Origin of the sequence: Actinoplanes sp. NPDC026623 (assembly GCF_040638275.1) — a bacterium.
GTDB lineage: Bacteria > Actinomycetota > Actinomycetes > Mycobacteriales > Micromonosporaceae > Actinoplanes.
This window is the reverse complement of record NZ_JBEZXZ010000013.1, coordinates 1-20,788: the sequence shown is the minus strand read 5'-3', so window position 1 is coordinate 20,788 and position 20,788 is coordinate 1. Positions and strand designations below refer to the sequence as shown.

19 protein-coding genes and 1 pseudogene are annotated in these 20,788 nt (G+C 72.8%); 7 read left to right on the top strand and 13 right to left on the bottom strand.

All coding sequences use genetic code 11. From position 1 onward, the window contains the following. Positions 1-10: 10 nt before the first annotated feature. From AB0F10_RS06230 to AB0F10_RS06210, 5 genes are all read left to right on the top strand, one after another. Entirely contained in the window at positions 11-655 is a 645-nt protein-coding gene (locus AB0F10_RS06230; RefSeq protein ID WP_360620735.1) for a 50S ribosomal protein L11 methyltransferase, read from the top strand. A gap of 75 nt (positions 656-730) precedes the next feature. Next, complete coding sequence (locus AB0F10_RS06225; protein WP_360620734.1) at positions 731-1,492, top strand: 5-oxoprolinase subunit PxpA; 762 nt, start codon at positions 731-733, stop codon at positions 1,490-1,492. Further along, the gene (locus tag AB0F10_RS06220; protein ID WP_360620733.1) at positions 1,489-2,121 is read left to right on the top strand and encodes an allophanate hydrolase subunit 1; all 633 of its coding nucleotides are present in this window, start codon (positions 1,489-1,491) and stop codon (positions 2,119-2,121) included. Before AB0F10_RS06225 ends, AB0F10_RS06220 begins: the two co-directional genes overlap by 4 nt. Further along, complete coding sequence (locus AB0F10_RS06215) at positions 2,118-2,990, top strand: biotin-dependent carboxyltransferase family protein (RefSeq protein ID WP_360620732.1); 873 nt, start codon at positions 2,118-2,120, stop codon at positions 2,988-2,990. Before AB0F10_RS06220 ends, AB0F10_RS06215 begins: the two co-directional genes overlap by 4 nt. Before the next feature lie 4 nt (positions 2,991-2,994). After that, the gene (locus AB0F10_RS06210; RefSeq protein ID WP_360620731.1) at positions 2,995-3,636 is read left to right on the top strand and encodes a GntR family transcriptional regulator; all 642 of its coding nucleotides are present in this window, start codon (positions 2,995-2,997) and stop codon (positions 3,634-3,636) included. Here AB0F10_RS06210 and AB0F10_RS06205 read toward each other — a convergent pair. From AB0F10_RS06205 to AB0F10_RS06145, 13 genes are all read right to left on the bottom strand, one after another. Continuing rightward, positions 3,595-4,371, bottom strand: coding sequence for an HAD family hydrolase (locus tag AB0F10_RS06205; RefSeq protein WP_360620730.1), 777 nt, complete (start codon positions 4,369-4,371; stop codon positions 3,595-3,597). The two genes, AB0F10_RS06210 and AB0F10_RS06205, sit on opposite strands and share 42 nt — an antisense overlap. Positions 4,372-4,380: 9 nt before the next feature. Continuing rightward, complete coding sequence (locus AB0F10_RS06200; protein WP_360620729.1) at positions 4,381-5,142, bottom strand: ROK family protein; 762 nt, start codon at positions 5,140-5,142, stop codon at positions 4,381-4,383. A gap of 35 nt (positions 5,143-5,177) precedes the next feature. Then, on the bottom strand, positions 5,178-6,080 hold the full coding sequence (locus tag AB0F10_RS06195; RefSeq protein WP_360620728.1) for a DNA-3-methyladenine glycosylase 2 family protein: 903 nt from the start codon (positions 6,078-6,080) through the stop codon (positions 5,178-5,180). Between the two features lie 432 nt (positions 6,081-6,512). Further along, entirely contained in the window at positions 6,513-7,745 is a 1,233-nt protein-coding gene (locus AB0F10_RS06190) for a Pecanex-like protein 1 (RefSeq protein WP_360620727.1), read from the bottom strand. A gap of 103 nt (positions 7,746-7,848) precedes the next feature. Next, positions 7,849-8,640, bottom strand: a complete 792-nt coding sequence (locus AB0F10_RS06185) for a DUF4142 domain-containing protein (RefSeq protein ID WP_360620726.1) — start codon at positions 8,638-8,640, stop codon at positions 7,849-7,851. Positions 8,641-8,818: 178 nt separating this feature from the next. Continuing rightward, positions 8,819-9,487: a hypothetical protein gene (locus AB0F10_RS06180; RefSeq protein ID WP_360620793.1), complete on the bottom strand. Its 669-nt coding sequence runs from the start codon at positions 9,485-9,487 to the stop codon at positions 8,819-8,821. Between the two features lie 330 nt (positions 9,488-9,817). Then, entirely contained in the window at positions 9,818-10,597 is a 780-nt protein-coding gene (locus AB0F10_RS06175) for a zf-HC2 domain-containing protein (protein ID WP_360620725.1), read from the bottom strand. Next, positions 10,594-11,271: a sigma-70 family RNA polymerase sigma factor gene (locus AB0F10_RS06170; protein ID WP_360620724.1), complete on the bottom strand. Its 678-nt coding sequence runs from the start codon at positions 11,269-11,271 to the stop codon at positions 10,594-10,596. The genes AB0F10_RS06175 and AB0F10_RS06170 overlap by 4 nt, the downstream gene beginning before the upstream one ends. 428 nt (positions 11,272-11,699) lie before the next feature. Next, positions 11,700-12,677 carry a hypothetical protein gene (locus AB0F10_RS06165; protein WP_360620723.1) on the bottom strand — a complete coding sequence of 326 codons (978 nt, stop codon included), beginning with the start codon at positions 12,675-12,677 and terminating at the stop codon, positions 11,700-11,702. Further along, positions 12,674-15,163 (bottom strand): SMC family ATPase, encoded by a 2,490-nt coding sequence (locus AB0F10_RS06160; protein ID WP_360620722.1) that lies wholly within the window; start codon positions 15,161-15,163, stop codon positions 12,674-12,676. Before AB0F10_RS06160 ends, AB0F10_RS06165 begins: the two co-directional genes overlap by 4 nt. A gap of 40 nt (positions 15,164-15,203) precedes the next feature. Continuing rightward, positions 15,204-16,355 carry an exonuclease SbcCD subunit D gene (locus AB0F10_RS06155; protein ID WP_360620721.1) on the bottom strand — a complete coding sequence of 384 codons (1,152 nt, stop codon included), beginning with the start codon at positions 16,353-16,355 and terminating at the stop codon, positions 15,204-15,206. Between the two features lie 9 nt (positions 16,356-16,364). Further along, positions 16,365-18,116, bottom strand: a complete 1,752-nt coding sequence (locus AB0F10_RS06150) for an ATP-binding protein (protein WP_360620720.1) — start codon at positions 18,114-18,116, stop codon at positions 16,365-16,367. A 104-nt stretch (positions 18,117-18,220) separates the two neighbouring features. Then, positions 18,221-18,928, bottom strand: coding sequence for a pyrimidine reductase family protein (locus AB0F10_RS06145; RefSeq protein ID WP_360620719.1), 708 nt, complete (start codon positions 18,926-18,928; stop codon positions 18,221-18,223). A 216-nt stretch (positions 18,929-19,144) separates the two neighbouring features. On the opposite strand from AB0F10_RS06145, the gene AB0F10_RS06140 reads away from it, so the two are divergent. Next, the gene (locus AB0F10_RS06140; RefSeq protein WP_360620718.1) at positions 19,145-20,161 is read left to right on the top strand and encodes a LacI family DNA-binding transcriptional regulator; all 1,017 of its coding nucleotides are present in this window, start codon (positions 19,145-19,147) and stop codon (positions 20,159-20,161) included. A 163-nt stretch (positions 20,162-20,324) separates the two neighbouring features. Further along, positions 20,325-20,788, top strand: a pseudogene (locus tag AB0F10_RS06135) (amino acid-binding protein); the annotation flags it as partial.

Here is a 20,788-nt window from a genome sequence, read left to right as displayed (position 1 = left end):
GAATCGGTGTGTGTCCAACAACTTCGTCCGCGCGAACACGCGGCTCGCGCCCGTGCCCTTCCTGCCGGAACTCGTCCTCTATCAGGCCGACGAGCCGATCGAGCTCTGGGAACGGACGGAGGCGGCGGGCACCGAGCAGCCGCCGCCGTTCTGGGCGTTCGCGTGGGCCGGCGGTCAGGCGCTGGCCCGGCACGTGCTCGACGACCCGGACCTGGTCGCGGGCCGGGCGGTGCTGGACCTGGCGACCGGTTCGGGCCTGGTGGCGGTGGCCGCCGCCCGCGCCGGGGCGCGGCCGGTGACGGCCAACGACATCGATCCGCTCTCGCTCGCGGCCGCCGAGGCGAACGCCCAGGCCAACGGCGTCGAGGTGCGCACCGTCGAGGAGGACCTGCTGGAGACCGGGTTCGCCGAGGCCGACGTGATCCTGGCCGGCGACGTCTTCTACAGCCGCGAGATGGCCGCCCGGGTGCTGCCGTTCCTGCGCCGCGCCGCGGGCCGGGGCGCGCTGGTGCTGGTCGGAGACCCGGGGCGGGCCTACCTGCCGACCGAATCAATGATCCACCGCAGCACCTACGAGGTGCCGGTGGTCGAGGCCCTCGAGGGCGTCCCGGTACGCCGGACGAGCGTGTGGCAGGTGGTCTCCGCCCACCGGTAATCGCGATTGTTGAACAACTCTTGCGTGATCGTTGAACAATCCCTAGGGTCGGTGTCATCCCGATCGAGGAGGGCCATGGACCTCAACAGCGATCTCGGCGAGGGTTTCGGCGCCTGGCGGCTGGGCGACGACGACGCGATGACCGACCTGGTCAGCAGCGCCAACGTCGCCTGCGGGTTCCACGCCGGCGACCCGCGGACCCTGCTCGCCACCTGCGAGCGGGCGGTCTCCAAGGGCGTCGTCATCGGTGCCCAGGTCGGCTACCGGGACCTGTCCGGCTTCGGCCGGCGCTTCATCGACTACGAGACCGCCGACCTGGTCGCGGATGTGATCTACCAGCTCGGCGCGCTGGACGGCCTGGCCCGGGCCGCCGGCGACCGGGTGCTCTACGTCAAGCCGCACGGCGCGCTCTACAACGCGATCGTGCACCACGAGCAGCAGGCCGCCGCCGTGGTCGACGCCGTGCGCCGCTACGACCCGGATCTGCCGGTGCTGGGCCTGCCCGGCTCGGTCTTCCTGCACCTCGCCCACGAGGCCGGCCTGCGGGTCGTCCGCGAGGCGTTCGCGGACCGCGGCTACCGCCCGGACGGCACGCTGGTGTCGCGCCGCGAGCCGGGCGCCCTGCTGCACGACCCCGCCGAGGTCGCCGAGCGGATGCTCCGGCTGGTGACCGACAGCACGCTGGTCGCGGTCGACGGCAGCGTGATCAAGATCGAGGCCGACTCGATCTGCGTGCACGGCGACTCGCCGGGCGCGGTCGAGATGGCCCGCGCGGTGCACGACGCGCTCACCGGGGCGGGTGTGCCGATCGAGGCCTTCGCGGGGACGGCGCCGTGACCAGATTCCTCCGCTGCGGCCGCGAGGCGGTGCTGGTGGAGGTCGACGACCTCGACGCCGCCCTCTCGCTCTACGCGGCCCTGCGCTCGGCCGACCTGCCCGGCGTGGTGGACCTGGTCCCCGCGGCCCGGACGGTGCTGATCCATCTCGACCCGGCCGTCACGTCCCCGGCCGCGGTCGAGCGGGCGACCGCCGGGCTGCCCGTCGACGGCCCCGGCCCGGGCGGCACCGGCACGGTCGGCACCGGCACGGTGGAGATCCCGGTCCGTTACGACGGCCCCGACCTGGCCGACGTCGCCCGGCACACCGGCCTGACCCCGGATGGGGTGATCGCCCTGCACACGGGCTCGCCGTGGACGGTGGCGTTCGCCGGCTTCACCCCCGGCTTCGGCTATCTGACCGGCGGCGATCCCCGCCTGGACGTGCCACGGCGCACCTCGCCGCGGGCCAGGATCCCGGCGGGCTCGGTCGGTCTGGCGGGCCGGTTCTCCGGCGTCTATCCGAGCGAGAGCCCCGGCGGCTGGCAACTGATCGGCAGCACCACCGAGCGCATGTGGGACCTCGACCGGCCGGAGCCGGCGCTGCTCGTGCCCGGCGTCAGGGTGACCTTCAGGGTGGTGCCGCGATGACGGTCACCATCCTGCGGGCCGGCCCGCTGACGGTCCTCAAGGACCGGGGCCGCCCGGGCCACGCCGGGCAGGGCGTGGCGCCGTCGGGCGCGGTCGACCGGTCGGCCTATGCGCGGGCCAACGCCCTGGTCGGCAACCCGCCGGGCGCGGCGGCGCTGGAGTGCACCCTCGGCGGCCTGCGGGTCCGCTTCGACGAGCCGGCCGTCGCGGTCCTCGCCGGCACCGACGCGGTCCTCTCGGTGGGCGGCAACCGCGCGGGCGTCGAGGAGGTCGTCGAGATCCCGGCCGGCGCCGAGGTGACGGTGACGATGCCGCGCCGGGGCCTGCGCAGCTACCTCGCGGTGCGCGGCGGCTTCGCCGTCGCGGAGGTGCTGGGCTCGCGCTCCACGGACCGGCTGGTCGGTCCGCCCCGCCCGGCGGCCGGCGACGTGCTGCCGATCGGCGCGCTCCCGCCACAGCACGGCGAGATCCCTCCCCTCGGCAGCACCGGGGACGGGCCGCGCCTCGGGGACGGGCCGTGGGAGGTCGATCTCGGGCCGCGTGATGACTGGTTCACCGCATCCGCCGTCGCGACCTTCCTCAGCGCGGAATACACCGTCTCCCCCGCCGGCGACTCGGTCGGCCTGCGCCTCACCGGCCCGGCCCTCTCCCGCTCCCGCACCGCGGAGCTACCCAGCGAGGGCGTGGTCCGCGGCGCCGTGCAGGTGCCACCCGACGGGCAGCCGATCGTCTTTCAGGCCGACCATCCCGTCACCGGCGGCTATCCGGTGATCGCGGTGCTGACCCCGGCGGCCGCCGACCGGGCCGCGCAGGCCCGGCCCGGCGCCAAGGTCCGCTTCGTGGTCGCGGCGGCACGGCTGATTGACTGACCCGGTGACGACGGTGGAGCAGCCGGGCTCGGCGGCCAGGGCGGTGCGGCGGCTCCGCGACTCGATGATCAACGGGGAGCTGGCGCCCGGCACGCGGCTCGCCGAGTCGTCCCTGACCGGTCCGCTCGAGGTCTCCCGCAACACGCTGCGGGAGGCGTTCTCGACGCTGATCGAGGAGGGTCTGCTGGTCCGGCTGCCGCACCGCGGGGTGTTCGTGGCGACGCTCAGCCCGGCACAGATCGCCGACATCTACCGCGTACGGGTGCTGCTGGAGTGCTCGGCCCTGCGGCAGGCGCCGGTCCGGCCGCCCCGCGCCGAGGGGATGCATGCCGCGGTCGACGAGGCCCGGCGCGCGGCCGAGGCCGGCGAATGGCGCGCGGTCGGCACCGCCAACATGCACTTCCACGAGCGGATCGTCGCGCTGGCCGGCAGCCCGCGCCTGGACGCGTGGATGCGCCAGTTGACGGCCGAGCTGCGCCTGGCGTTCGTGGCGGCCCCGGACCTGGAGGGCCTGCACCGCCCGTTCGTGACGATGAACGAGGAGATCACGACGGCCTACGAGGCGGGCGAGGCCGCGCGCGCGGCGGACCTGCTCCGCGACTACCTACTCGCCTCCGAGCGGGTCGTCCTCGGCCACCTCCCCTAGGCGCGCAGCCGGGAGCAGGTCGCGCAGGCCGAAGCCGTCCTGGACCACGGCGTCCGGCTCCGGCCAGTCGGCCCGCTCCTCGCGGTCGGTGCGCGGCGAGGGCATCAGGATCGCCGCGGCCACGTCGGCGCGCCGGGCGCAGGCGACGTCGCGCTGCAGGCTGTCGCCGACGAACCAGCACTGCCCGGCCGGCACCCCCAGCTCCCGCGCGGCGAGCCGGATCATCTCCGGGTTCGGCTTGCGGACGCCCGCCTCGTCGCTGTAGACCTGCGCCGCGAACAGCCCGCCGAGCCCGGCACCGGCCAGGAAGTCGCGGTGCGCCGCGCCGCACAACGTGTTGCTGACGACCGCCATCGGCAGGCCCGCCGCCCGGGCCGCGCGCAGCGCCTCCGGAATGCCGGGGCGCAGGCGCCACTCCGGCCGCCAGGTCCAGTCGTAGCTGAGCGGCGTCGCCCGGGCGTCCACGGCGTCCCGGGCCGCCCCCGGCCAGCCGTGGGTGACGAACCGCCCCCAGGCCTCGGCATGGGTCAGCTCGTCGGGGTGATCCTCGTCCCGCCACGACGCGTACGCGGCCTGGCCCGCGACCAGCGACCGCTCGATCTCACCCGGCGGCAGCACCCCGCCGGTCAGGTCGTCCAGGCGCCGGACCAGCTCGGGTGATGCCGGATCCTGGCGGGGAGCGTCGGCGAGCACCCCGCCGAAGTCGAGAAGCAGGGCACGCGGGCTGGGCAGCATGCCATGAACCTATCGAGAGTCGTCAGCCCGCAGGTTCCAGGCGCGCACCCCGCCGACGATGCCCGCCGTGTTGGGCACCACCACCACGTCGTCGCCCATCCGGGCCCGCTGCGTCGAGGTGATCAGGCGGGAGTTGCCGCCGCCCAGGTAGATGCGGTCCCACAGGAAGACCGGGCGCAGCCCCTCGACCACGTTGCGGACCCGGCGGGACCAGAGGGCGTCGCCGAGCCGGCGCCGCTCGTGCTCCCCGATGTAGGTGTCGTAGGTCATCCCCCAGCGCACCGGCGCCTGCGACATCTCCAGGTGCGGCGCGAGCTGGCCGCCGTCGAACAGCGCACAGCCCAGCCCGGTGCCCAGCGTCAGAATCAGCTCGCAGCCGGTGCCCGCGACCACGCCGGCCCCGTGCACCTCGGCGTCGTTGAGCACCAGCGTCGGCAGCCCGAACGCCTCGGCCAGCGCGGTACGCGCGTCGAAGCCGTGCCAGGCGTTCACCAGTTCGGGGTCCACCTTCGTCCGGGGCCCGCTGCGGGTCACGTAGTGCGGCGTGGCGACGACCACGCCGTGGCGCAGCATGCCCGGCATCCCGACGGTGACCCGGTCGGCGCTCGGCAGCCGCTCGCCGAGCTCCAGCAGGGTCTTGACGAAGAGGTCGGGCGGCAGCGGGTACGGCGTCGGCACGCGCAGCGGCTGCGCGCGCATCGTGCCGGCGGCGTCGAGCACCGAGCCCTTGATGCCGCCGCCACCGCAGTCGATCGTCAACGTGAAAGCCACGCCCAAGTGTGCAACGGCTGTCTGCCGGGCGAAACCTAGAACCGCGCAATGGAGCGGACCGGCATCCGCGGCCCGAACTTGGGTGCGCCGATCCCGCCGGCCGCGAGCAGCTCGCACACCCGGCCGCGGTGCCCCCGGAACGGCTCCAGCAGCTCCAGCATCCGCTCGTCGGTGCCGCGGGCCTCGCCGGCCAGGCCCCAGGCCACCGTGTTCGGGATGTGGAAGTCGCCGACGCTGACCGCGTCCGCGTCGCCGTATGCGGTGCGGACCACCTCGGCGGCGGTCCACACGCCGATGCCGGGTATCGCGGTCAGCCGCCGGGTCGCCTCGGCGCTGTCGGCGCACCGTTCGAGGCGCGCCGCGACCAGGGCGGCGCGCTGCAGGGCCTGGGTGCGGCGCTGCTCGACGCCGAACGGGTGGAAGCTCCAGTAGGGCGTGGCGGCGATGGCCTCCGGCTCCGGCGGGAGCAGCAGCCCGGCCGGTCCGGGCGCGGGCTCGCCGAAGTGCCGCACGATCGCCCGGTATGCCCGGTGCGCCTCGATCCCGGTCACCTTCTGCTCCAGGATCGCCCGCATCAACCGCTGGAAGACCCGGCCCGTGGCGAGGAACCGCATCCCCGAGAAGGTCCTGGCCAGGCGCGCGACCAGCGGGTGCGACGCGGCCAGGGTGGGGAAGCCGGTGAGGTCGTCGCGCAGTCCGGCGATCGCGTCCGCGCGGTCGATCAGCCAGGCCGCGCCGGGTCCGTGCCCGGTCGCGGTCAGCTCCGCGCCCACCCGGGCGAGGTGCAAAGACCCAGGCCCTTCGGGGGTACGCGCGGCAAGCCGGCATTCGTCGCCGGCGAGCGTGCCGCAGGGATCGTGGCGGACGACGAGCAGCGAGCGCAGGGTGCCGTGGAAGTCGTAGCCGTCCGGCAGGCCGAGCCGGCGGGTCTTCGTCACCCGGCCACTGTCCCACCATCTCGTCCCGGCGACCAACCACTGAGCGTTTCAACCTGGCCCGGGCCGCAAATGCCCGGCGGAGGTCGACGGCCCGGATACCACCCGCCCGAGGCCAGGTTGGAAGTTGCTCCCTGACCCGGGCGCAGACATGCCGATGGCCCTGACCGCGCTCCCGGTCAGGGCCATCGGTGGGGGTTGGCGGACACCCGAGTCGGTCCGCGTCACCCGGTAGCGGAGCTGCGTAGCTCGGCTCGAGAGTGGTACCGCGCCTCCTTTCGTCAGCCGATTCCTTACTCGAGCCGCCTGCCGCTGCTTGCCGTCCTCAGGGGGGTGGACGGCGGCCGGTTCCGACGGGGGGTCCCGCGCGGGGCGGCGTCACCTCGGCGACGCGCCCCGCGTGGGTTCGGACCCGGTTGCGGCAGGGCTCCGTACTCAGTTGTTGTTGTTCTGGTCGTTCCCGTTGTTGTTGTTGCCGTTGTTGTTGTTGCCCTGGTTCTGCTGCTGGCCCTGACCCTGGTCCTGCTGCTGCTGACCCTGGTCCTGGTTGCCACCCTGGTCGCCACCGCCGACCTCGATGCGGACCGCGTCGAACGCGGGCGTCTGGTTGGCGCGCTGCATCATCGGGATGCGGTGCGAACCGTCACCGGCCCACGAGGCGCACTGTGCGGTGCCCTCGGTCGGCAGGCCGGCAACCTGGATGGTCACCACGTCCGGGGCGGCACTACCCTGCTTGTCCTCGGTCGCCACGAAGAACGCGGGAACCGGGGCCGGGTCCGGCGCCTCGTTGGTGTTCGCCAGCATGCGGCAGGCGGTGTGGAAGTGACCGCGGACGAGGCCGCCCTGCAGGACCGAGCTCTCCACGTAGTAACCGCCCGCGCCCGCCGCGAGGAAGCGGTCCCGGATCAGGTTGCGGGTGCTGACCCGCAGCGTGAACGGCGTGTTCGGCTCGACCTGGGTCGGCGCCTCGGTGATCAGCAGCGACGGGTTGTTCTCCTGCGCGCCGACCTCACCGAACTCGGTGGAGACGCAGCGGTTGCCGTTCTGGAAGCCGTCGTGCGGCGTCAGCTGGCTGGTGTCGCAGCTGTTGGTGAGGACGCCGAGACCGGCGCCCGGGGGCGGGGTGACGACGCCACCGTTGTTGCCACCGTTGTTGCCGCCGTTGTTGCCACCGTTGTTACCGGCGTTGTTGTTGCCGCCGTTGTTGTTACCGCCGGCGTTGTTACCGCCGGCGTTGCCGGTGTCGCCGGCCGCGGTGCTCGCGCTGGCCGTCGGCGCGGCGGTCGCCGCCCCGCCACCGTTGTTGTTGCCGCCGTTGTTGTTGCCGGCGTTCTGCTGAACCCACTGGCGACAGCGCTGCTGCATCTGGGCGGTGGTCGGCACGTCGCCGGCACCGTCGTCCGCGTGCTGGGTCACCCGGCCATTGTTGGTGGTGTAGGTGCCGCGCTTCGTCTTCGTGGAGAGCTTCGTGGACTTGGGCGCCCGGACGTTGTTGCAAGCGGCCAGAGCACGCTGGGTGGAGCGATTCTTGGTACTCGCGTCCGAAACCTGCGTGACGGTGACGATGCCGCCGAAGGCAACCAGGGTGGCTACCGCGGCGATGATCCGGCGCCGACCGGTGAACCACTTTGAGTACTTGGATTCGCGCCGGTACTGCGACCTTCGCATGGTGACACCTTTCTCTGTCGCACACTTGGCGGGCGGTGGAGCAGCCGCCTGGGGGTGATGCCGTACGGCCTGGTCGGCTGGCCAGGTCGAAACCGTTCGCGGGCTATCGCGTCCGGAAGATGCGCATGGTGGTGATCACACCGGCGACGAGTGCGCCGGCAAGAACTAGGAGGATGACTGAGGTGCTCACGCCCGGGATGCCGTTCTCCTCGGCGGCGGCGAGCATCTGGTTGTCGACCGGCACCGGGCCACTTCCGGGCGCGACCGGGGCCGGCGCCGTCGGCAGCGAGCCGTAGTCGACGATGCCGCTGCTCTCCAGGAGCGTCATGTGGGTCATGACGAACTGGTTGGCCGCCTGCGCAAGCTTGCGGACCGAGTCGTTGCGGGTGCTGGCCCGGATCGTCGCGATGGCCGGGAAGATCTTGCCGTGCGCCGCCCGCAGCCGGTCGACGTAGACCTGGTCGAACTGCTGGGCCGTCGAGGCGTTGCGCATCTCGTTGAGCCAGCCCTCCTGATCCCGGTTCGGCTCGTTCGGCAGCGCGATGCCCAGCTTCTTCGCCACGGCGATGTCGAGCTTGTCGAGCGTGACGTGCTGCGCCGAGATGCTCCTGCCGATGTTGACGACCCGCTCGTCTTCCGACTTCTCCACGGCCATGTTCCCGGCCGGGATCTCCCAGAGCCCGGCGAGCCGGACCTTGATGACGAAGTCACGGTCGGCGGCGCTTACCACTCCGGCGCCCTTGTCGGTCAGGCCGGTGCCGGAGTTCGGCGGGACCGGAATCGGGACGTCGGCGGCCCGGGCCAGGCCCGCGGGAGCCAGCAGGAACGCCAGGACCATTGCCATGATGCCCACCAGCCAGCGCTGAAGCCGGCGAGAGGAGCGGACGGCAATCATCTTTCAACACCTCCGACGATGGGTTCGGGAAGAAGCTAGAAGAAACACTTCGGGTAAATCAATTGGAATGCGGAACACTTAGGCTCGAATTAACGAGAACTTATGGACCGAATTCCCTCGCGGATGTGGCCGGCCGCCGCCGCAGTGGCGTTGGGCCGGCCGCACCGTGAGTAATCCTTTAGTAGCTGTAGTCCGAGCCGGAACTGTCGTCGCTGCCGGCGTCACCGCTCGAGTCGCCGGCGTCGTCCGACGGGGGCGCCACGGCCTTGGACACCGCGGGGAGGCAGGTCAGGTTCTTCTTGCCGTCGGGCGTGACGACGAACCACTTGGCGCCGACGTTCTGGCCCTTCCACTGCCCGGGCTTCTTGTCGCCGATGTAGGTGTATACCGGCCACTTGTCGATCGTCAGCTGCAGGGTGCCGTCCTCGCGGGCGACGGTGCCGACGGAAGCGGCGTCCACGCCCTTGAGCTTCGGCTTCTCGCCCTTGTTGACCACCGCGGGCGGCCAGACCTTGGCGCAGGCGTCGTTGCAGTTGGAGACGACCTTGGGCTTGACCTTGTCGTCGTCGAAGCGGTAGAGCACGAAGCCGTCCTCGTTCTGGACCGTCTCGCCCATCCGCTTGACCTTGGTGGCGTTCAGCTCACCGGTGGTCTCGTCGTCGCTCAGCTCGGCGGCGTCGTCCGCCGCGGCCGCGTCGCCCTCGGGCTCGGCACCGGGCGTCGGGGTGGCGGCGACGTCAACCGCGTTGGCGGCCGGCTGTGCGCCGTAGTCACTCGCGGTGTCCACTCCCGCCGGGGCGCAGCCGGTCACGGCGAACGCCGCCGCGATAGCGGCGCCGATGACCATCAACTTTCGCTTCTCCGGAACCACGGTGTGCCCTCCAACTGGATTGTCTATCTCGGTGTTCGGGCAGTAGTACGCGCCCGAGCCGCCAGCGGTTGAAGGATCGACCCAATGAAATTCCCGGAATTTTGTTTGAACCGAACGGCCGCACGGTACGTATTTGACTGGCCCATCGGCACCTTAATAGCGCAGCGTGGCAGGGTCATTGACGCGCGGTAATAATGCGGCCGATAAGCGACGGCGATTCAGCTTTGCCTATCCGGCGGACGGGGGAACGCCGAAGCCCGGCAGCGGTGCCGCGGCCGGGCTTCGGGGCGTTCTGTGCAGCCGGAATCAGGGAACGCGGACCAGGGTCTCGGTCGCGCCCTTGTCGTCGATCGACTGGACCTGCAGGTGGGCGATCTCGTCGCGGGGCAGCGCCGTGGCCGCCACCAGCAGCAGCGGGTCCGGCTGGGCGGCCGTGCCCCAGCCCTTGTCGCCGACCTGCCAGGTCGACAGGACCTCGGACGAGCCGTCGGTGCGGACCGCCACCAGCCGGCAGGTCAGCGGGCCCCTGATGTTGGAGACCGCGAAGGAGACCTGGGTGCCCCAGTCCTTGGGCTCCAGCGCCACGTCGGCACGGACGCCGGACCGGGCGTCGGTGCTGCCGAGCCGCTCGCCGGCCAGGTCGGGGCCGCCGATGCCGACGCCACCCTCGGAGAGCGGCAACGGGTCCAGCAGCTTGCTGTTGCGCGGCTGATCCAGGCTCGTCCCCGTCCGCGGGTCGGGCGCCAGCCACTGGCCCCCGGCGAACAGGGCGCCGATCGACAGCATCGCGAAGACCACGACCGCGGCGGCCAGGGAGTAGAGGCGCCGGCTGTTGGCCCGCCGCCGCTCGACCTTGACCTCGCCGATCATCTTCTTGAGCATGATGCCGTCACGGCGCGACTGCTCGGTGGCGACCAGCGCGTCGGCGTCGACGTCCGAGAGGATGTCGACGACCGGCAGCATCGACTCGAGCTCGATCGCGCAGGTCGCGCAGTCGATCAGATGGTCCTCGAAGCGGGCCGCGTCGCGGTCGTCGAGCACGCCCAGTGCATAGGCCGCCACGTCGAAGTGCTGTTCCTGCGTCATTCCGTCACCCCCCGCTGCTGCAGAGCCGTACGCAGGGCCCGCAGGGCGTAATACACCCGAGACTTGGCTGTGCCCAGGGGCAGACCGAGAACCTCGGCCGCCTCCGGGACGGTCTTGCCGCGGAAATACGTCTCGACCAGGATCTCCCGGTGCGACTGACTAAGCGTACGCAGAGCGTCCGTCACAGTCATCAGCTGAAGGACCCGGTCGGTGTCGTCGGCCGTGCTGGGGAAACTCTCCAGCTCCCGGTCGTAGGTCTCCGGCGGCCGGGCGCTGACGCTGCGGTGATCGTCGATGGCGATGCGGCGGGCGACGGTGACGAGCCAGGGGCGCAGCGACTGCTGACCCTGCGCGCCGAGCCGGTGCGCGTTGCGCCAGGCCCGCAGGAGCGTCTCCTGGACGATGTCCTCGGCGCGCTGACGGTCGCCGCCGGTGAGCCGGAGCACGAACATCAACAGCGGACCCGCATGCTCCTCATAGAGCATCCGGACGAGGGTGTCTTCGTGGCTCGCCGCTTCCGGCGCAGCGCCATGGCGGGCCTGTCGTGGAATCACGGCATCATCATTATCCGCACCACGGCCTCCGTCGAGAGCCTGCCAACCGCCGCCGGACCGCTGCTGCGTCATCGCGCACACCCTGTCCGCCGTGGGCCGCTCCATGACCAACGCATGCATCGATTCCTCCAGCCGGTGCTTTCCCCGTCGCCTGTCATACGGCCGGGAACCCCGGCCGGGATCAAAGCGAACGGGAAAATTTCCGGGAGCCCGAGGGGCCGACCGGCAGGGACGAGCAGTTGCAAGAGGTTCCTCCGGGTCCAAGCCACGGGGGACCGCGACTTAATCCATAGACACCGATATGTACTCGGGGGCACGCGAATAATACTCAGCAACAACCGTTGGTCGACAGGCGTCCGGTGCACACTCCACCCGCAAAGCGGATGCAACACCAGCAACCGGTGCCCCGGCAGTTACGGAAAGTCATAAAAACGCGAGCGAGGGCCGGGGATCCTCACGCCGCCGAGCTCCCCGAGCGGCCCGGCCCGCGCCCGATCCGGCGCGGCACCCGGCCGGGCACGCGGGGATCCGGCGAGGACCCGGCCGGGCTACGAGAGCCGGGACCGGGCCGTGGCCAGCGCCAACGCCCGGTGCAGGACCCGCGAATCCCCCAGGAGGCCGCGCAGCCGCCGCTCCAGTCCGGCGATCGGCACGAGGTTCTGCGGCGCCCGCGGATCCTTATAGGCAGAAGAGGCAAATCGGGGTAGAACGGCCGATGAAACCTCGGCCAGCTCCACCGCCACCTCGGCGGACAGGTCGGGGGAACACTCCACCCGCACGATTCCGGACCAGGGGGCGCCCGTCGCGCCGGGCAACCGCAGGTACCAGGACCAGCCGCCCCAGACGGTGCCCAGCTGGAAGACCGGGGTCCGCTGCCCGGGCCGCAGGGACGTCACCACCGGGGTCAGCGCGGCCGGCAGGTACTGCTTCTGCTGCGTCTTCACGTATCCGACCGTCCGCGGCAGCTGCCGCCGATTGCGCAGCGGCCCGTCGACCACCAGCAGATCGGCCCCGTCGGACCCGCCGTCCCGGGCCGCGCCGGAGATGTCGATCTCCAGGGCCGTCAGGGGCGCCTGCACGGCCGCGGGCAGCTTGCTCGCCTCGCCGGTCCCGCTGACCCGGTGCACCTCGTAGAGCACCGATCCGGCCCGCAGATCCGAGGCGCTGGGCGAGGCGGTGAACAGCCCACGACCGACCCGCGCCCCGACCAGCTCGGCCACTCCGTTGGCGAGGTCGCACCGCACCACCCCGGCGGCGTAGGAGGCGGCGAGGCCGGCGTAGGACATGCCGTCGTCCTCGGCGGTCCAGAGCCCGGCGTCGTTGCGCCGCACCCCGTCCACCAGGAACACGACGTCCGGGCACCGAACGCCCGGCGCGACATCCATCGGCGCCCACTTCGCGGCCGGCACCTCGACGTCGGTGTCCACCTGCGCGCTGCTCGGCGAGGCCGGGCCGTCGGAAGACTCGCCGCCCTCGAACGACGCCCCGTAAGCCGGATCCCAGGCGTCGACGAACATCCGCGTCACAGGCCGACCCTCTCCACGTAGGCCGTGCGGGCGTCCTTGTGCACCTCGAAGCGGACCGGCACCCGGTCCGCCAGCGCGTTGACGTGGGTCACCACGCCGACCATCCGGTCTCCGCGGGCCGCGAGGTTCTCCAGGGTCGCCGCCACCACGTCGAGCGTCGCCGCGTCGAGCGTGCCGAACCCCTCGTCCAGCACGATCGACTCCAGGCTCGCCGCCGTTGTCGACATGCCGGCCAGCTGCTCGGAGAGGGCGAGCGCCAGGGCCAGCGAGGCCTGGAACGTCTCCCCGCCGGACAGCGTCCGCACCCCGCGCCGCAGCCCCGCATCGTGGTGGTCGACGACGTAGAACTCGCCCTTGTCGTGCATCAGGTCGTACTGCCCGCCGGTCAGCTCGCGCAGGATCCGCGACGCGCCGTCGACCAGCAGATCGAGCGCCTCCTCGAGCAGCCAGCGCTCGAAGTTGTTGGCCCGCAGGTGCCCGGCCAGGGCCTTGGCGACCCGGCCCTCCCGCAGCAGCGCGGCCCGCTGCTCGATGAACTCGCGGGCCTGCTCGCGCCGCTCGACCAGCCGCTGCCAGGCCGCACCGGCCCGCTCGGCCGCCACCGTGGCGGCCCGGATCAGGTCGGCGTCGGAGTCGCCGGGCGGCGCGCTGAGCCCGCCGCCGGTGAACAGCTCCAGCACGGCGGCCCGGGCCCGCTGGGTTTCGGCGTGCGCCGCCTCGACGGCCGCGACGGCCTCGGCGCGGGCCTGCTCCCGCCGGCGGGCCGAGTCCTGCGCCCACTCGGCCAGCGCCGCCCAGGCCGCGGCCAGGTCCTCCCGGTCGGCCGGCGGCGGCTCGAACCGGGCCACCCCGTCGCGCATCGTGTCGAACGTGCGCCACGCGGCCCGCTGCTGCTCGTCGGCCGCGGTCACCGCCGCCTGGGCGCGGCGCTGGACCTCGCGGGCCGAGCGGACGGCCGCGCCGGCCTCGTCCAGCCTGCGCTGCAGCCCGGTCAGCTCGGCGAGCCGGTGGCGCAGCGCCTCGACCCCGGGCGAGTCGGCCAGCGCGGCCCGCACCTCGTTCAGCCGGGACCGGTGCTGCTCCAGCTGGGCCCGCTTGCGGTCGAGGCCACGCTCGAGCTCCCGGGCCACGGCGTCGCGCTGCCGGAACGCCGTCGAGGCGACGTCCGCGGCCGCGCGGGCCGCCGTGCCCGTCCGCTCCGCCGTCTGCACGGCCGAGCCCTCGGGCATCGGCGGCACCTCGGCGACCGGCTGGGCGCAGACCGGGCAGTCGTGCCCCGGCTGCAGCAGCGCGCGCAGCGCGGCGGCCCGGTCCAGCGTCTGCGCCTCGGCGTAGTCGAGTCGTGCCTGCTCCAGCAGCTGCTCGGCGCCGTTGTGCGCGGCCCGGGTCAGGTCGGCGGCGGCGACCGCGTCCTTGTATTCGACCTCGGCGACCGACACCTCGCCGGCGAACCACTCGGCCTGCCCGATCAGCCGGTCGAGCTCGACGTGGCGGTCCAGCAGCAGGCCCAGCGAGCCCGCGTCGCCGGCCGCCGCCAGCTCGCCGCGCACCTTCTCCTCGCGCTCCTCAACGACGCGCACGCCCTCCGCCGCCTCGGCGGCGGCGGCGTAGGCGGCGGCCGCGGCCGCGGCGACCTTCGTGCTGCCGGCCGGGACCTTCACCCGGCCGAGCGCGGCCAGCTCGCCGGCGATCGCGTCGCGGGTGACGGCGAGCTGCGCCTCGCGGTCGCGGACCGCACTGAGCATCGGCACGGCCCGCTCGACCGCCAGGGTGAGCTCGCGCATCGTGGTCAGGCGCGCCTCGGCGGCCGCGACCGTCTCGTCGTCGGCGTCGGCGAGCCCGGCGAGCATCTGGTCGACGGCGGTCAGCCGGGCCTCGGCCCGGGTGGCCCGGGTCGACGCCTTGGCCTGCACCTCCTCGTAGACGTGCAGGCCGAGCAGGTTGACCAGGATCTGCTGGCGGGTGGCCGGCTTGGCGTGCAGGAAGTCGGCGAACTGGCCCTGCGGCAGCACCACGCAGCTGGTGAACTGCTCGTAGGGCAGCCCGACCGCCTCGACGATCGCGCCCTCCATCTCGGCCGGCGTGCCGGCGAGCACGTCGCCGAGATCCTCGAGGCTCATCCCGGTGTCGAGCCGGGTGACGTCGAAGCCCGGCGGCATGAGCTGCAGCCCCGCGCCGGCGGTCTTGACGTTGCCCCGGCCGTCGCGGCGCACCACCCGGGTCGCCACGTAGCGCGAGCCCGCGGACTCGAAGACGAGCCGCACCCGGGCCTCGGTGGCCGAGGGCGCGAGCGCGTTGACGATGCCCCGGCTGCCGCCCCAGCGCGGCACCGTGCCGTAGAGGGCGAAGCAGATGCCGTCGAGCACTGTGGACTTGCCCGAACCGGTCGGCCCGACCAACGCGAAATAGTCCGCGTCGGTGAAGTCGATCGTGGTCTCGTCCCGGAACACCGTGAATCCGGCCAGATCAAGCCGCAAAGGCCTCACGCCACCCCCTCGCTTCGTCCGCTCAGCCCGCTTCGCCTGCTCATGAAGTGCTGCTCACCTCGTCGTAGAGCTCGTCGAAGAGTTCGCGGACACCTTCCTCGGCGTTGCCACGATTGTCCAGATAGTCGCCGAAGAGCTGGCGCGGCGAGCGGCCCGCGCGCTGCGCCATCCGCTCGCCGGCCCGGTCCGGCACCATGTCGGGGTCGATGCGCACCTCGAGCGCGTTGGGCAGCAGCTCCTGCACGTCCTCGCGGAGGCCCACCCGCGGCGTCTCCCGGACGAACACCCGCAGCCAGGCATCCGGGAGGTTCACCGTCGCGAGCTGATCCAGCGAGCCGCGCACCGTGCGCAGCGTCTTCGCCGAGGTCACCGGCACGTCGCGGACCTTCGCCGCCTTCTCGGCCGAGACGTCCACGATCGCGACGGAGCTGACGTTCTCCTCCTCGCCGAAGTCGATGGCGAGCGGGCTGCCGCTGTAGCGCACCGGGCAGGGGCCGATGACCTGCTGGGAGCGGTGCAGGTGGCCGAGCGCGACGTAGTGCGTGCCCGGCGGGAAGACCGTGGTCGGCACCGCGTAGCCCATCACCGTGTGCGCCTCGCGCTCGCCGCCGCCGGTGCTGGCGCCCACGACCGTGAGGTGCGCGGTCAGCAGGTTGACGACCCCGGGCTCGGCGAAGTCCTCGGCGAGCCGGGCGATCAGCCGGGCGATGTGGTCGGCGTAGGTCTGGCTCGCCTCGGCCGCGGTCAGCTCATACATCTCGACGGCGCGGATCGCGAAGCGCTGGGAGAGGAACGGCAGGGCGGCCAGCCGCCAGCGCTCGCCGCCGGCGGTCGTCCCGGTGATGATCAGGTCGTCGGGCTTGTCGCGCACCGAGCCGCGCAGCGTGATGCCGGCCGCGTCGGCCCAGGGCCGCAGCGCGTCCAGGGCCTGGCCGTTGTCGTGGTTGCCGCCGATCGCGACGATCTCGGCGCCGGTCTGCCGCAGCGCCGACAGCGCCCGGGTGACGACCCGCACGGCATCGGGTGACGGCGCCGCGGTGTCGTAGAGGTCGCCGGCGATGATGACCAGGTCGGGCCGCTCCGCGCGAGCGATCTCCACGACCTGGGCGAGCACCCGGATGTGTTCCTCGTGCCGGGTCCGGCCCTTGAGAACCTTGCCGACGTGCCAGTCGGACGTGTGCAGGATGCGCATCGCAGAACCCTAGAACGGAATGTCGTCGTCAGACGAACCGCCGCGTCCGCCGACCACCGCGAACGGGTCGACGCCCTGCACGATCGAGCGCATCGTGGCAGGCGGCGGGGGCCCCGACTCGGACTTTCGGGTGGCCCAGGCCGGGAAGGGGAACTCGACGCAGAGCGGGACCGGGATGTCCGGCTGGTTGACGAACATCGTGCCGGGCCGGGCCAGCAGGGCGCGCTGGCGCATGGCCGGGGGCAGGAAACCGTACTCCGGGCGGGAGGCCTCGGCCGGGTCCAGACGGCCGACCACGCGGATCGCGGAGTTCGTCACGATCCGGCGCTCGACCTCGCTGGCCGTCTGCTGGGCCCCGATCAGGATCACCCCCAGCGAGCGGCCGCGCTCGGCGATGTCGAGCAGCACCTCCTTGATCGGTGACGAGCCCTCGCGGGGCGCGTACTTGTTGAGCTCGTCGAGGACCACGAAGAGCAGCGGGCGCCCGGTGCCCGACTTCTCCTTGTCGTCGAACTCGGTCTTGAGCGTCACGCCGACCACGAAGCGCTGCGCGCGGTCGGGCAGGTTGTGCAGGTCGACCACCGTGACCTGGGCGCTCTCGGCGGTCTTGATCTGGTGCGGGCGCCGGCTCGCCAGGTCGCCGCGGATGAGCCGGGCCAGGTCGCGCTTGCTGGCGATCAGCCGCCGGGCGAACGCGTTGACCGTGCCCATGTTGACCGCGCTGCCGGCCCACATCGAGCGGGTCTCGTCGTCGGTGAGCTGGTCGACGACGTGGTCCACCAGGTCGCCGTAGGACGACAGGCGCCGGCCGTCGATGCTCACGCCGCCCTCGGCGGGCAGCGCGTGCCGCGCCAGGTGTGCGGTCACCGAGTGCACGATCATCGTGTATTGCTGCCGCTCGTCGTCGGCGTCGGCGAACACGTAGGGCAGCAGGCGGGTGGCGCAGAACTCCTCGAGGGTCCAGTAGAAGCTGTCCACCCCGGTGAGCCGGCTCTGCACGTCGGGCGCGCCGGAGGAGTCGCCGGCGCGCGGCGGCGCGTAGACCCGCACGTCCGGAAACGGGGTCGCCGGCAGCCCGAGCCGGGCGTAGGCCGCCGTGGTCGCCTCGTCGAGCCGGGTGTTGGGGTGGTCGAGGAAGAGCAGGTCCTCGCCCTTGACGTTGAAGATCAGCGCGCGGGCGTTGACCGCGTCGCCGCCCAGCTGCCCCGAGCGGAAGACCGAGTAGAGCAGGAAGGTGGCGAAGCTGGTCTTGGTCGCGACGCCGGAGATGCCGGAGATCGAGACGTGCGCGCCGCGGGTGCCGTCGAGGAAGTCGGCGTTGAGGAAGACCGGGACGCCGTCGCGGCCGGTGCCCATCGGGACCCGGCGCTCCATCCGGTCGAAGTGCAGCGCCGCGTCGCGGGTGGCGCCGGAGGCCCGGTGCACGACCGCGCCCGGCGCCGGCGGCACATAGAGCTCCGGGTCGACGCGGGTGGTGGTGATCTCGGCGGCCTCCTGCACGAGGGCGGGCAGGGCGCCCTCGGCGATGGCGAAGACGTCGGAGTCGAACTGTGCGCCCTCGTGCCGCGCGCGCACCTGGGTGACGACGCCGGCGATCGTGACGGGCTCGCGGTCGGGCAGCTCGCGCGTGGTCACCACCACGTCGTCGAGCTGGAGGTAGCTGCCCGGCGCGACCGCCGTCCAGAACTGCAACGGGGTGGCATCGGCGGTGCCGAGGACCCGCCCGACCGGCTCGCTCACTTCGACTGCTTCGTCAGACACGCCGATCATGTTGCCTCAGACGTACGACATCCGACGGACGGCACGTCGGTTGGCACGCGTTGTCCACAACTTCTAGGGGTCATCCACAGGTTTGTCCACAACCACTAGCGGCTGCGGGCGTACCGGAGAAACAGCATGTCGCGATCGGTGAGGACGCTGCGCAGCGACATCTCGCGCGGCGGGGTGGCGGGTCCGGTCGCGATGCGGCCGGCGCCGCCGCCGGCGAGCCGGGGCGAGACGGTCAGGCACAGCTCGTCGACCAGATCGGCGGCGATCAGCGCGCCGAACAGCCGCGGGCCGCCCTCGCAGAGCAGCTGCGTCGCGCCCCGGGCGTGCAGCTCGGCGACCGCCGCGGCCAGGTCGACCGCGGTGTCTCCGCAGGTGACGACGTCGGCGACCGGGGCCAGCGCGGCCCGGCGGGCGGGCGGGGCGCCGGCGTGGGTGATGATCAGCGGCCGGATCGGCGCGTCCGCGAAGACCAGCTGTGCCGGATCCAGTTCCAGGGCCGCCGACACGACGACCATCAGCGGAAACTCGGGCAGCCCCCGGGCCCGGCGCCAGTCGCGGGCGGCCGCGTCGAGGCGCAGCCCGTCGTAGTTCTCGGTGCGCACCGTGCCCGCCGCGACCACGAGCGCGTCGCAGACCTTGCGCAGCGAGTCGAAGACCAGCTTGTCGCCGGGCCCGCCCAAGCCGGCGGACTTGCCGTCCACCGTGACGGCGCCGTCGAGGCTGGCGATGAAGTTGACCCGCAGCACCGGGTCCGCATTGCGGGGATAAAGCTCGACGAGATCGGCGCCGTATACGTCGATCACGGGCCCGGTGGCCCCGTGACGGGCGGCGTCGGCTCGGCGGGCCGGTGCTGGCAGTCGCACCACGACCCGCCCCGGCAGTCGTCGTGGCGTCGCTCGCGGCACGCACGGCAGATCATGGGCAAACCCTAGGCCCCGGGCGGGCAAGCGCGGAATAGCATGGTCAATTCTCCCGGCCACGGGCGAGACATCGGCGGGCCGTAGGGCGATAATGCCCGGATGACCAGGCAGCCCGTCCGTTCACCGGGGCGACCGACGCTCGACGCCGTCGCGGCGCGCGCCGGGGTCGGCCGTGGCACCGCATCCCGAGTCCTCAACGGGTCGTCCCAGGTCAGCCCGCAGGCGAAGGCCGCCGTCGAGGCCGCGATCCAGGAGCTCGGCTACGTGCCCAACCGGGCGGCCCGCTCGCTCGTCACCCAGCGCACGGACTCGGTGGCCCTGGTCGTCTCGGAGTCGCAGGAGCGGGTGTTCGGCGAGCCGTTCTTCGCCGGCGTGCTGCGCGGCATCAACGCGGCCCTGCTGGAGACGCCCCTGCAGCTGTGGCTGGCGATGGCCGCCTCGCCCGAGCAGCGCGAGCGGGTCGAGCACCACCTGACCGACCAGCACGTCGACGGCGTGCTGCTGCTCTCCCTGCACGACGACGACCCGCTGCCCGCGGTGCTGCGCGAGCGCGACATGCCGTTCGTCTTCGGCGGGCGCTCCACCCGCGCGGCCGAGGGCGACTTCCTGGTCGACGTCGACAACTCCGCCGGCGCCTGCCAGGCGGTCGAATACCTGCTCGGCAACGGCGCCCGGCGGGTCGCCACGGTCGCCGGGCCGCAGGACATGGAGGTCGGCCGGGCCCGGCTGGCCGGCTACCGCGCGGCCGTGACCGGCACCGAGCTCGTCGAGTACGGCGACTTCAGCGAGGCCGGCGGTGCCCGGGCGATGCGCGCCCTGCTGGAGCGGGAGCCGGACCTCGACGCGGTCTTCGCGGCGTCCGACCTGATGGCCAGCGGCGCGCTGCGCGCCCTGCGGGACTCCGGCCTGCGGGTGCCGCAGGACGTCGCCGTGGTCGGCTTCGAGGACGCGCCCGTCGCCCGGCAGTGCGAGCCGCCGCTGACCACGATCCACCAGCCCGTCGAGGAGATGGGCCGCCGGATGGCGGAGCTGCTGGTGTGCCGCATCCGCCGCGAGCCCGTGGCGAATTCCCACGTTCTGCTCGACACCCATCTGGTCCGTCGCGCTTCCGCCTGACGCTGCCCTAGCCTTGAGGTGATTCGGCCCTGGTGTGATTCAGGGCATATCTCTGCTCCTTGACGACCGGGACACGGCGACGCAACGGGTGTGTAACGCCGCTTGGGCAATCTTGGTGCCAAGGACGGCACGGCCGTGCCGTCTCACAGACGGGAGGAGTCGCATGTTGCTGCGGGTACGAGTCACTCTGCCGGACCGTCCTGGTGCACTGGGCCAGATCGCGCGCACGCTGGGCGTGGCCGGGGCCGACATCGTCCAGGTCGTGGTGCTGGAGCGACTCGCCGGGCGGGCCGTCGACGACTTCACCGTCGTGTGGCCGGGCGCCTCCCGCGTCGAGCGACTCCTCGCGGGCCTCGCCGCCATACCCGGCGTGCAGGTCGACGGCGTCTGGCGGGCCATCGGCGCGCCGGTCTCCGGCGGCCACGACGCCGAGCTGCTGGCCCAGGTCGCGGCCAACCCGCAGGACGGCCTGGCCACCCTGGTCGACGCCGTGCCCGGCCTGCTGGCCGCCGACTGGGCCGCCGCCGCCGTGGTGCCCGCCGACTGGGCCGCGCGCACCGCCGCACCCCGCCCGGCGCCGGCCGGCGAGCCGGGGCCGCCCCCGGCGACCGCCGGCGAGCCCACGGT